The 13,039-nt window shown below is 56.3% G+C and carries 6 protein-coding genes and 2 tRNA genes; 4 read left to right on the top strand and 4 right to left on the bottom strand.

Translation table 11 applies throughout. The annotated features are described in order from the left end of the window. Positions 1-30: 30 nt before the first annotated feature. From FBY13_RS14500 to dsdA, 3 genes are all read left to right on the top strand, one after another. Positions 31-107 (top strand) — tRNA-Met (locus FBY13_RS14500). A 61-nt stretch (positions 108-168) separates the two neighbouring features. Next, positions 169-245, top strand: a tRNA-Met gene (locus tag FBY13_RS14495). Between the two features lie 184 nt (positions 246-429). Beyond that, entirely contained in the window at positions 430-1,758 is a 1,329-nt protein-coding gene (gene dsdA, locus FBY13_RS14490; protein ID WP_145394500.1) for a D-serine ammonia-lyase, read from the top strand. Positions 1,759-1,900: 142 nt separating this feature from the next. On the opposite strand, the gene amiC is transcribed toward dsdA, so the two are convergent. Then, complete coding sequence (gene amiC, locus FBY13_RS14485; RefSeq protein ID WP_096011754.1) at positions 1,901-3,145, bottom strand: N-acetylmuramoyl-L-alanine amidase AmiC; 1,245 nt, start codon at positions 3,143-3,145, stop codon at positions 1,901-1,903. Between the two features lie 233 nt (positions 3,146-3,378). Here amiC and argA point away from each other — a divergent pair, with 233 nt between their 5' ends. After that, positions 3,379-4,707 carry an amino-acid N-acetyltransferase gene (gene argA, locus FBY13_RS14480; RefSeq protein WP_109717017.1) on the top strand — a complete coding sequence of 443 codons (1,329 nt, stop codon included), beginning with the start codon at positions 3,379-3,381 and terminating at the stop codon, positions 4,705-4,707. Positions 4,708-4,742: 35 nt separating this feature from the next. On the opposite strand, the gene recD is transcribed toward argA, so the two are convergent. Genes recD through ptrA form a run of 3 tightly spaced genes read right to left on the bottom strand, consistent with a single transcriptional unit; the run spans position 4,743 to position 13,014 of the window. Further along, positions 4,743-6,590, bottom strand: coding sequence for an exodeoxyribonuclease V subunit alpha (gene recD, locus FBY13_RS14475; RefSeq protein ID WP_145394499.1), 1,848 nt, complete (start codon positions 6,588-6,590; stop codon positions 4,743-4,745). Further along, a complete protein-coding gene (gene recB, locus FBY13_RS14470; protein WP_145394498.1) occupies positions 6,587-10,126 on the bottom strand; it encodes an exodeoxyribonuclease V subunit beta in 3,540 nt (1,179 codons plus the stop codon). The genes recD and recB overlap by 4 nt, the downstream gene beginning before the upstream one ends. After that, positions 10,123-13,014, bottom strand: a complete 2,892-nt coding sequence (ptrA, locus tag FBY13_RS14465) for a pitrilysin (RefSeq protein ID WP_145394497.1) — start codon at positions 13,012-13,014, stop codon at positions 10,123-10,125. Before ptrA ends, recB begins: the two co-directional genes overlap by 4 nt. Positions 13,015-13,039: the final 25 nt, after the last annotated feature.

The following is a 13,039-nucleotide window of genomic DNA, read 5'->3' as shown; positions in this document are numbered from 1 at the left end:
ACAATGTGAAAGTCGCTATGCGCAATCGGACGCGGGGTGGAGCAGCCTGGTAGCTCGTCGGGCTCATAACCCGAAGGTCGTCGGTTCAAATCCGGCCTCCGCAACCAACGCTTCTGTCACTTTGCTCAGACAGAAGACACAATGTGAAAGTCGCTATGCGCAATCGGACGCGGGGTGGAGCAGCCTGGTAGCTCGTCGGGCTCATAACCCGAAGGTCGTCGGTTCAAATCCGGCCCCCGCAACCACTTTAAACACCTGAAAGGGTGTTTTTTTGTATCTGAATTCCGCTGAACGACACAAGCCCACCGCTTTCCCCCTTTTAATCTCTTATAAAACGCCCCTCAGACCGAAGGTTATTCGTGCCGCAGGTATTGCTCTGGTCGATACATTTCTGCTTTCATGATTCATTCGGACACCAAAAGGTCTGGTATGAATAATCTCAATATTGCTGCTCTGACAGCTCAGTACCCGCAGGTCGCGGAGTTAATCGCGCTCAACGAAACCATCTGGTTTAATCCCGCCACGACCAGCGTCGCGGAAGCCCTTCCCCATGTTGGCCTGACGGCACAGGATGTGAAAGAGGCGCACGATCGTCTGAACCGGTTCGCGCCTTTTATAGCGCAGGCCTTTCCGGAAACCGCCGTCACGGGCGGCATTATTGAGTCAGAGATCGTCGCCATCCCGGCGATGCAGAGGCGGCTGGAACAGGCATACGGACAAAAAATTGCGGGTAAGCTGCTATTAAAGAAAGACAGCCACCTGCCGATTTCTGGCTCGATTAAAGCCCGTGGTGGGATTTATGAAGTGCTGACTCATGCCGAGAAGCTGGCGCTGGGCGCAGGTTTGCTGACCAGGGAAGATAGCTACAGCAAGCTACTTTCCCCTGCCTTCCGGCAGTTTTTTAGCCAGTACAGCATAGCCGTAGGCTCAACCGGCAATCTCGGGCTGTCGATTGGCATCATGAGCGCCCGCCTCGGCTTTAAAGTGACTGTGCATATGTCGGAGGACGCCCGGGAATGGAAGAAAGCCAAATTGCGCAGTCACGGCGTCAGAGTGGTGGAATATCAACAGGACTATGGCGTGGCAGTCGAGCAAGGACGTAAAGCAGCAGAATCTGACCCGGACTGTTTCTTTATTGACGATGAGAACTCCCGCACGCTGTTTCTGGGTTATGCGGTTGCCGGACAGCGCCTGAAGGCACAGTTTGAACAACAGGGACGCGTGGTTGACAGCAACCATCCCCTGTTTGTGTATTTACCCTGCGGCGTGGGCGGTGGCCCCGGCGGCGTCGCCTTTGGTCTGAAGCTGGCTTTTGGTGAACACGTTCACTGCCTGTTTGCCGAACCAACCCACTCTCCCTGCATGCTGCTGGGCATCATTACCGGTTTGCATGAGGGTATTTCAGTGCAGGACATCGGCATCGACAATATCACGGCGGCAGATGGACTGGCGGTGGGTCGGGCTTCCGGCTTTGTTGGCCGGGCCATGCAGCGCCTGCTCGACGGGCTTTATACGCTTGACGATCAAAGTATGTATGACATGCTGAGCTGGCTGGCGCAGGAAGAAGACCTGCGGCTGGAGCCTTCAGCGCTTGCCGGTATGGCTGGCCCCCAGCGCGTCTGCGGTGCCGCGGCTTACCTGCAACTGCACGGTTTTACCGCGACGCAGCTGGACCAGGCGATACATCTGGTCTGGGCCACGGGCGGCGGGATGGTGCCGGAAGACGAAATGGCACGCTACCTGGCGAAGGGCCGCTGAGCACCCGGGCAGCCCTGCTGCGCCCCGAAACGGACATCGGGATGCGCGATTACGCACGCTGCATCCGGGCCTGACGCGCCTTTCACCGCCTGACGGCTGGCCGGGGAAACGCAGTAGCAGCCTGTTTCCCCCGGCCTGCGACTCAGCGGTGAGCCAGGGCGGCACCGCTTTTGAAATAGGCTTTAATCCCTTCCAGTATCGCCTCTGCCACCTGATGCTGATAGCGCGTGGTACGCAACTTGCGTTCTTCTTCCACATTACTGATGAACGCCGTTTCCACCAGGATAGAGGGAATATCGGGTGCCTTAAGCACGGCAAAGCCGGCCTGATCCACGGTGCGTTTGTGCAGATGATTGATGCGCCCCAGACGATGCAGCACTTCTTTGCCAAACTTCAGGCTGTCATGGATGGTCTGGCGCTGCACCATATCAAACATGGTGTGATCCAGATAGCGGTCGCCACTCATGCTGACACCGCCAATCTGATCGGCTTCGTTCTGGCTGTGCGCCAGGAAACGTGCCGCAGCAGAGGTCGCGCCGCGGGTAGAAAGGGCAAATACTGAAGAACCGCGCGCGGCCCGGCTGGTGAATGCATCCGCATGGATAGAGACAAACAGGTCAGCACGTTGCTTGCGCGCTTTGGCGACGCGCACCCGAAGCGGAATAAACACATCTTCGTTGCGGGTCATGTAAGCCTTCATGTTGCGCTCTTTTTCGATCAAGGTTTTCAGCCGACGACCAATCTTCAGCACGATATCTTTTTCGCGGGTTTTGTATTTACCATGCGCGCCGGGATCTTCGCCGCCATGTCCAGGATCGATCATGATGATAATGGGTCGATCGCGTCCGGCTTTACCGGGTAAAGGCTTCTGCACCGTCTCATTTTTTTCCAGATCGCCCTGGTTGTAATCTTTAAGTAATGCCAGTAAAGGATCATCTTCAACCGTATCCTGGCTGGGATAGAGATCGACCACCAGTCGGTGCTTGATGGTGGAAACCGGGGCAAGGCTGAAGATTTTAGGGGAAACGTTGCGCTTCAGTTCCAGTACCACGCGCACGGTGTTAGCATCAAACTGCCCCACTCTGGCGCTTTTAATAAAAGGATCGTCAACGCGCACGTGCTTATTCACGCCCTTTAGCACCGCGTTGAGATGCAAGCCATCAATATCAAGCACCAGTCGGTCAGGATTCGTCAGGGCAAACTGCTTGTATTTAAGTGCGACGTTAGATTCCAGCGTCATACGCGAGTAGGTTGAAGAGGGCCAGATGCGCACCGCCAGAATATGACGGGTGGCTGCCATACTCACGCCACTGACGCTGAGCAGTAACAGCGCCCCTGTACCTTTTAATAATCGTCTACGTGAAACCAGGGGATTACCTTCCGACATGCCACTCCAGCTGTTATATAGTGTTTAAAAAAACGGCAACCAAATAAAATGGCGGCGAAAACTTTATCCAATCCTCCAGGTAATGTCACCCCGGAAACCCCAAATAATGCAGGCTGTTAGCGGCATTAGCATCAAGAAAAACGTAAATTATCGTCAGGATTAACGCTTGCAAAATGGCAGTCAAAAGCATAAAAATACACAAAATACGAATAAACATTCACTGAGGGTTAGCCGTGAAGGAACGTAGTACTGAACTGGTTCAGGGTTTTCGCCATACCGTTCCCTATATCAATGCGCATCGGGATAAGACATTCGTCATCATGCTTGGCGGTGAGGCCATTGAGCATGAGAATTTCTCCAGCATCGTCAACGATATCGGCTTGCTACACAGCCTTGGCATCCGTTTGGTCGTGGTCTATGGCGCACGTCCACAGATTGATGCCAGCCTGGCGGCACATCAGCTGGAACCGGCTTACCACAAATATACCCGTGTCACCGATGCACCATCGCTGGAACTGGTCAAACAGGCGGCAGGTCGGTTACAGCTGGACATCACTGCCCGGCTCTCAATGAGCCTCAATAACACGCCGCTGCAGGGCGCACATATTAACGTGGTGAGCGGTAACTTTATTATCGCCCAGCCGCTCGGCGTGGATGACGGGGTAGACTACTGCCACAGTGGACGCATCCGCCGTATTGATGAAGAGGCCATTCATCGCCAGTTGGATAACGATGCCATTGTGCTGCTTGGCCCGGTCGCGGTGTCTGTGACGGGTGAAAGTTTTAACCTGACGTCCGAAGAGGTTGCCACGCAGTTAGCGATTAAGCTCAAAGCCGAAAAAATGATTGGCTTCTGTTCAGAACAAGGCGTGATCGATCGTGAAGGCAACATTGTCTCCGAACTCTTTCCCAACGATGCTCAGGCGCGTATTGATGAAATGGAAAGCGATGGCGATTTTCTGTCGGGCACCGTGCGCTTTTTACGGGGCGCGGTAAAAGCCTGTCGCAGTGGCGTGCGCCGCAGCCATTTAATCAGCTACCAGGAAGACGGGGCGCTGCTGCAGGAGTTATTCTCGCGCGACGGCATCGGGACACAGATCGTAATGGAATCGGCCGAGCAGATCCGTCGGGCAACCATCAACGACATCGGCGGTATTCTGGAACTGATTCGCCCACTGGAGCAGCAAGGCATTCTGGTTCGCCGTTCACGCGAACAGTTGGAAATGGAGATCGATAAATTTACCATTATCCAGCGCGATAACCTGACCATAGCCTGTGCCGCGCTTTATCCGTTTATGGATGAAAAGATTGGTGAAATGGCCTGCGTCGCAGTGCATCCGGATTATCGCAGCTCGTCACGCGGTGAACTGCTGCTGCAGCGCGTCGCGCTTCAGGCACGGCAAATGGGGCTGGAGAAACTGTTCGTGCTGACCACGCGCAGTATTCACTGGTTCCAGGAGCGCGGCTTTACGCCGGTGGATATTGAGTCGCTGCCAGAAAGTAAGAAAGAGATGTACAACTATCAGCGTCGTTCAAAGGTGCTGATGGCCGATTTAACCTGACCGTCAACCGGGCGGCCATCCTGCCGCCCTGCTTATTATGCCTGCCCGGCAGCCTCTAACCTTTCCACCAGTCCACTGCGACGCTGAGTTTGCAGCTGTACGGCACGTTCAAATATTGAGCGATCGCTGTAAATGGTCAGCTGACTGCGCGCGCGCGTAATGGCGGTATAAACCAGCTCGCGAGTCAGCACCGGCAGAAACTGAGTCGGCATGACCAACGCGGTATGGTCAAATTCTGATCCCTGCGACTTATGTACCGTCATCACCCATGCGGTTTCATGGGACGGTAAACGGCTGGGCTGAATCGCTTTGACGCTGCCATCCGGCAACGGAAAAAACACCCTGAGCTGGCCTTCTTCGTCACGTAAAGTAATACCAATATCGCCGTTAAACAGCCCAAGCGCGCTGTCATTGCGGGTGATCATGACCGGACGGCCAAGATACCAGCGGCTGCCCAGCGCAGGACGGCGAAGGCGCTGCAGCTGCATCAGACGTTGCTCTATGCGCTGATTCAGTCCGTGTACGCCAAACGGCCCTTCACGCAGGGCACATAGCAGCTGGTAGCGGCTGAATGCCGCGATGGCCTGTTCCGGCGCGGCCTGCTGCTGCACAGCGTGCAGATATGCCTCATAGCCCCGCGCCACCTCGTCCAGCATCGCCTGATAAGCGTCGCCGTCATTGAGCGGCTGAAAAGAAACGTCGTGGTGCCCTGCGGCGAAAATAGTCTTCATCTGGCGCGCATCGCCCTGATTCACCGCCCGGGCCAGTTGGCCTATTCCTGACTTCTCATCGAAACGATAACTCTGCCGCAGCAGGCAAATGCTGTCACGTACCGCAGGCGCAGCTTCGGTGTCGTTGCCCACAAGCGTACAACCGGTAAGGGTTGTCAGCTGCAAGGCCCGGGAAGCGCTAAACCCTGTTTCACTACAGCGGCAAATGTCCCCCAGCACTGCGCCCGCCTCAACCGAGGCCAGTTGATCGCGATCACCCAGAAACACCACTCTGGCGTGATGAGGCAGGGCGGAAATCAGTTTTGCCATCATGGTCAGATCGACCATCGAGGCTTCATCCACCACCAGCACATCCAGATGCAGAGGATTTCCCGCATGATAACGCAGGCGCTGCGTGTCGGGTTGCGCGCCGAGCAGGCGATGCAGCGTCGTCGCTTCCGCAGGGAAACGGGCGCGCTCTTCCTCATTCACCGCCAGCCCCTGCAGAGCTTTACCCAGCGACTCCGTTAAGCGGGCCGCCGCTTTTCCGGTAGGTGCTGCCAGCTGTATGCGCAATGGCAGCGTATTCAGTCGAATCAGCGCAGCCAGCAGTTTTGCTACCGTCGTGGTTTTACCGGTTCCGGGACCACCGGAAATCACGGCGGTTTTGCGCGTCAGTGCCACGGCAGCGGCAATCTTTTGCCAGTCATCAGGAAGGCTGCCAAACAGGTCGTTTAACACCTCACTGGCGCGGTGCGAATCGAAGCGCCCTTCGTCGGGCTGCAATGAGAAAAAGCGCGCAACCTGTCCTTCGCTCTGCCACAGACGATGCAGATACAAACGCTGATTGCTCAGCACCAGCGGGGTAACGGCACTGCCGTCGCTGACTGCCGACCAGCCCGCCAGCTGCGCATGCAGATCGTCCGGTGCGCCTGCAGCCTGCCACAGAGCCTGGGCCAGCGCAGGCTGACGACCTGCAAACAACCCTGCCTCGCTCAGATTAGCCAGCGGCAGACAGACATGGCCTTCTCCGGCATCCGCACTCACGCAGGCCGCCGCCAACAGCAGAAAAGGCTGGGTTTCATCCGCGATTAAGCGGGCAAACTGAATATCCAGAGGACGCAGTAAACGCTTTTCGACTGCCTGGAGCAGCAAGGCGTTTATATCACTCATAACATTTCCTCTGTGTTGCCAAACAACCTATCCATCTCATCAATAAACGCCGGGTTGGGTCGGGTCGCGAAAATGCCATTATCGGCAGAGCTGCCGTCCATGCCGCGCAGAAACAGGTAAAATACCCCGCCGAAATGCTGTTGGTAGTCGTAGCCTGCCAGCCGATGCTGCAGATAACGGTGCAACGCCAGGGTATACAGCTGATATTGCAGATCGTACCGGTGATCGATCATGGCCTGTTCCATCGCTTCGGGCGTGTAAGCGGCATGGCTTTCACCCAGCCAGTTGGATTTGTAATCCAGCAGATAGTATTTCCCCTGCCAGCGGAACACCAGGTCGATAAAGCCTTTCAGCATACCTTTGACCTGCCGGAAATCCAGCGTAGCACCGCGCTGCGACAGGGGATCGTAGCGGCGCACCAGCGCATCCAGATCGGCTGCGGTCAGCAAATTATGGATCGGCAGATAGAATTCCATTTCGATAAGTCGGTCACTGCTGTTGATACTGGCCAGCGTCAGGCCTTCCTTGTTAAGCGGCGTCGTCAGCACGCGCGCAATCCACTGCTGAATAACCGGAAGCCAGCTCAGCGGATAGCCATTTTGCTGCAGCTGGTCTTCCAGCCAGATCGCATCTGGCAGTTCGGTAAAATCAATTGATTCAAACAGCCCGTGCAGAAAAGTACCAGGTGCCGCGCCGCGAGGAAAATGGTGCGGCGTTAACAGAGCGTCTTCATCGTCTGCCGCTTCACCCGCGGCATCAATATCAAATTTAGGTAACGCATCCAGCAGCGGTGAGCTACCGTGCTGCTGTAATCCCGAATAACTGGTGACGCGCCAGCTGTCTGCCAGCGCACGCGTCATTTCCCGACTACTCAGCGCATCGTCACGACCTTCGCCTTCATGCCAGATCGCACCGGGCTGGAGTTCGCTGTTTATGACCTCAATGCCCGCCCCCTCAAGCGCCTGCAGATGCTGGCTGAGCTGTGCGGCATCGGCGGTTTCACCGCGCTGAACCAGATAACCGAGCGCGCTTTTGTGCAGATCGCTCTCGCCTTCTTTTTTACGTGCCCCTTTGATCAGCGGCGCAATGCCCACGCTGCAGTGGTACACCGAGCGGGTAAGCGCCACGTAAAGCAGACGCAAGTCTTCTGCCAGCCGCTCCTCTTCTGCCAGCGTCAGGCTTTGCTCATCGCCCTGCACGTCCAGCATCGCGGCAAAGCTTTCGCGATCGTGATACAGGGCGCTGGCGGCCTCGCGGAAGCCGGCGGCAAAGGGCAGCCAGACCAGAGGATACTGCAGCCCTTTCGATTTATGAATGGTGACGATTTGCACCAGGTGGCGATCGCTTTCCAGCCGCAGCTGCTGGCTGGAGGCCTGGTTGTCGGGACGGGCAATTTGCTGCGCCAGAAAACGCACCAGCGCATGCGTGCTGTCGAGTTGAACCGCAGCTTCCTGCAGTAATTCACCCAGGTGCATCAGATCGGTTAAGCGCCGTTCACCGTTGTCTGACGCCAGCATATTTTCGGCCAGCTGCCGCTTGATCATCACGTCACGCAGCATGGGTAAAACACCACGCTGATGCCAGATTTGCTGCCAGCTGACAAACTGCTCTACCAGCGCATCCCAGTCGCGTTCGTTCTGCGTCAGAGCGTCCAGTTCTGCGGCATCAATCGCAAAGATGGACGTCGCCAGCGCGCTGCGGAGTAATCGCTCCTGCTCAGGCGACTGAACCGCCTGTAAAAGCCACAACAGCTCACGCGCTTCGGGCGTAGTGTAAACGCTGTCGCGACTGGACAGATAAACCGAGGGAATCGCCAGGCTGTTCAGCGCATCGCGGATCAGGCTGGCCTCGGTCCGGCTGCGTACCAGCACGGTAATGTCCGATGCTTTAACCGGCTGTAGGGCATCACCTTTGCCAATCTGCGCCTGTCCCTGCTGTCCCGCCACCAGCCAGCGGCTGATGTCTGCAGCACACTGCTGTGCCATAAATTGTTGGTAATCACTTACTCCAACGCCTTCTCCCGGCTGAAGCCAGAAACGTAAGGCGGGCTGCGGCTGTTGCTGGTAAATCAGTTTCAATGCCTGGTTGGGCGCAGCCGGACTGACCGGGAGAAAAGGGATCGAAGAGAACAGAAACGGCGCATCGACCTGCGAAAACAACCGGTTAACGCTGTCCACCATTTCTGGGGACGAACGCCAGTTGGTATCTAATGTGTAGTGAGCACTAACTTCACTCCGGGCGCGCAGATAGGTAAAAATATCCGCGCCACGGAAAGCATAGATAGCCTGCTTGGGATCGCCGATAAGCAGCAGCGCTAAGTCTGGCTGATGAATATACAGCGTGCGGAAGATGCGATACTGCTGTGGGTCGGTATCCTGAAATTCATCGATCAACGCCACCGGAAAACGGCTACGAATGGTTTCAGCCAGAAGCGCCCCGCCCGGCTGCTGAAGTGCCTCATCCAGACGACTTAACAGGTCATCAAAGCCCAGTAATGCACGCTGACGCTTCTCACGCTGGACTGCTTCGCGGACCTCCGTCAGGGCCTGCCAGATAATGACATCGCGTAACGTTAGCGGTTCTGCCAGGAACCGATCCACCGCGTCAAACAGGGGATGCTGTGGCGCCTCGCCCTTTTTCGTTTTCTCATGCAGCACCTGCTGTCCAAAGCGCTCCAGCTCTTTGGGATACTGATAATCAAGCGTCTCACTCTGTGCCCACTGCGTCACTTTGGTAACCCAGTTAGGTAAGTGCTTACTGCTATAACTGCGTTTATCAACGCCAGATGCGGTAATAATGCCTTCCACATCGTCGCTGGCGGCCTGCCACTGCTGCTTAAGGGCGTTGATACGCTGAAGATTGGCCGCATGACGTGAGGCCAGGGTTTCATCTGCACGAGGCGGATGCCTGAGCGTCGGCGATTCCCCCTGTAGCCAGGGTCGTAGCGTGGTCAGCAAACTGTCTGGCCCGCTCCACTCCGCCGCAATCACTCTGGCCACATCCAGCGACAGCGGGTAACACTGACGACGCCAGAAATCGGCCGTCGCCTGCCGGAGCAGGGTTTGTTCGTTTTCAATCAGCTCCTGCTCGAACAGCATCCCCGATTCAAACGCGTTCAGGTTAAGCATGCGCTGACAGAAGCCGTGGATGGTGAAAATAGCCGCTTCGTCCATTTGCCGCTCGGCCGCCAGCAGCTGTGACGCCGCCTGTGGCAGGTCAGGGATTTGTGCAATCAGCTGTTGATGCATCGGGTTTTGACTTTTACCGCGCACGCAGGCCAGCCGTAGCTGATGGATATTGTCACGAATACGGCCCCGAAGCTCCGCCGTGGCGGCTTCGGTAAAGGTCACCACCAGAATTTCTTCGACGGACAGTGGCCTGCGCCAGGCGTGCTCACCGCCCAACCCTAACAGCAGGCGTAAATAAAGCAGGCCGATAGTGAACGTTTTGCCGGTCCCCGCTGACGCCTCAATTAACCGCTCGCCGTTCAGCGGCAGCGTTAACGGGTCAAGTGACTCGGGTCTTGACTGCATCATTGGATTTCACTCTTTACCGGCAGCGACTGCTGCAGTTTGGCGATTTCCTGCCAGGTTCTCCAGCCAGGTAGTGGAGCAAATTCAATTTTGCGCTCGCCGCTACCAGCTATCTGCGACGTCATTGCCATCCCTTTTTTCTGCATCACGGCCTGATGAAAGAAATCGGCCAGACCGGCTGGCGTAAGCAGCTGGACCTGCTCCATCAGCTTTTGTCGGGTATCAAAATCGTAGTTCTGGCGATCAAAATCACGGCTAAAACGATCGGCTTCTTCATTCAGCGTTTGCGGACGCTGTTTAAGATCGTTGAGCATCGCCTGCTGGTACTGGGTAAAGTCGGCCTGGCTCATCGTGCGAAGCCGCTGCTCTGCCTGCGGATAGAATGCCTGATAGCGCTGCATCAGATAAGCGGGCTGCTTGCTGTTACTTTGCAACAGAAAACCGATTCCCCACTGGCGCCCTACTGGCATCCGGAAGGCAAACACGGCATAGCCCAACTGCTCTTCTGTACGCAGCTGGTTGTAAAACCAGGGCTGCACGATCTGGCTGAGCATCGCGCTGTTCGCCATGCTTTGGTACTCGTCATAGCCCAGGGGAATATAGAGTGCCGCCAGCGCAGAGTCTGTGCTGCTGCCGTGCTGTTCCAGATTCGCCTTCAGCGGCTTTTCAACGCTGAGGTAGTTGCTGTGCCAGTAGTGAATACCTCCACACTGCATCTGCTGTTTCAGATCGCGCCCCAGTTGGGTCACGCTGTCGGCGCTGAGATTGCCCACCGCCATCATTTCCGGCGTGGCATTTTTAATTAACGCATCACGGTAGGCCACCACCTCATCCAGCGTAATGCCGCTCACCAGTTTGCGCCGTGTCTCGCGCTGAGTGTAAGGCAGTTGCGATAACAGCTGCATAGGCTGAATCGCCTGCTCAAAGGCTTTGCCTTTTTCGGCCGCATCCAGCCGCTCCAGGTACCAGGATTTGGCCTGCTCAAGCTGAGATTCACTGGGCCGGAAAGTGCTGTAACGATCAACTAACTGTTTGAGTAATGCGGGCAGGCGTTGCGTAAAGCCACTGGCGTTAAAGACCAGGCCATCGTTTTCACTGGTCGAGAAACTGATCCCGCCAATCGACGCCTGCGAACTCAGCTCATCCAGCGCGAGGCTGGCCAGATAGTCGTTCAGACCAAACAGCACCTGTTGGCGCGCATCGCTGATGGCCTGCTGATTTCGCAGCGCGACGGTAATGCTGGCTTTGGGTTCACTGCCATAGAACTGGCTTGGCATCCAGTAAATGCGCATACCGTAATCGTTATCCAGCTTTACCGGATGGCGGTAGACCTTGTCCCCGGTAGCAACCAGCGAGAAATCATCAGGAATGTAGGGATTCAGTACGGGCATCGCGAATTGCATGTCACGCCCGCGCTGCTGCCACTGGGTAAACGTCTGAGCGGTGATCTTATCAACCTGATAAGGCGCGTTGACAAAATAGGCCAGCTTGTTGTGCGGTTCCTGTGGGCTGATGTACCAGATGCGGGCATTCTGCGGCGTCATGCTGTTAAGACGGCCCTGAATCGCCTCAGCATCATACTGGTCGGCAAGGTAAGGCGCATCCAGCGTGTGCTCCACCGGCACACGCAGCATCGTATCGGCCAGCCATTCGATATAATCCATATTGCGCGTGATGGAGGGATAACGGAAATCCAGCGCCAGAACACGGGAAACTTCGTCGAAATAGCGGCGATCGATGCCTTTTTCTCGCAGCATAGAAATGTAGCTAAAGACGGCCGCAACCACTTCATCGCGCTGGGCAAGGCCTTTATCGGTTAACGACACGTTGACCGTAAAAACGCCGCTGTTGCGTTCGGTGACAGGGTCGGCCCCTGCGCTGACGCCATCGGCCAGCCCCTGTTTTTGCAGCCAGTCTGCCAGCGTATTTGGACTACGGTTGCCCATTAAATAGCCGATGAGCGTGTCCGTTTTACTGCGGAAGCGGTCGCTGTTGTTCGGGATACGGAACTCGATTTTCAACTGCTTACGGGGTTGTGCAGGCACGTAATGAATAATAATGCCCTGCTGTGCTTCCGTGACGACCGGCTCGCTAATCGCGGGGACGCTGGCATTGTGGTTCGCCACCCGACCAAAGGTGTTGGCCGCAATGGCGGCCATCTGCGCCAGGGATTGATTACTGTAGATAACCGCCTTCATCAGATTGGCTGAATAGTGACCATGGTAAAAGTCCAGCAGCGCCTGATGCAGGTTACTACCCGGCTTATCCCGTAGCGTTTCCAGATTGCCCCCGTAAAAGTGTGCTGCCGGATGGGCCGGATTGATCGTCTCGGCACTGACCTGCCCCATGCGCAAACCGTCCCGTGCGCGCGCCATGGTCAGCTCGGCATTGACTGCGTGGCGTTCCCGGTCAGCATTGACCGGGTCCAGCAACGGCTCAGCAATCGCGTCCGCAAGGCGATCGACGGCAGGCTCCAGCGCATCGTTTTCCACTTCAAGGTAATAAGCCGTGCGATAGGACGCCGTACTGGCGTTGTGACTGCCCCCGTGCTTCTTGAGGAAGTCAGCCAGGCTGTCAGGCTGCGGATAACGCGTTGAGCCCATCAGCACCATGTGTTCAAGGTAGTGCGCCAGGCCAGGTTGTTGCGCAGGATCGTCCAGTGAACCAATCGGCAGCGTTAAGGCCGCCAGCGACTTAGGTGCATCCTTGTCTGATACCAGCAGCACGGTCATGCCATTATTCAGCGTGATCGCCTGATACTGGCGCGAATCCTGTTGGCTTTTACCAATGGTACTGTTAACGGGCTGCCAGCCGGGGCCGGTCTCGGCCTGAACCGTAAATGCCACCAGGCTGAACAGGATGGCCAGGATCAAGCGTGCATGTGTGCGCATGTAAACCTCTTACGTTACCCAAAAG

The organism is Pantoea sp. SJZ147, assembly GCF_007828605.1.
GTDB lineage: Bacteria > Pseudomonadota > Gammaproteobacteria > Enterobacterales > Enterobacteriaceae > Pantoea > Pantoea allii.
This window is presented reverse-complemented; position numbering and strand designations above follow the sequence as displayed.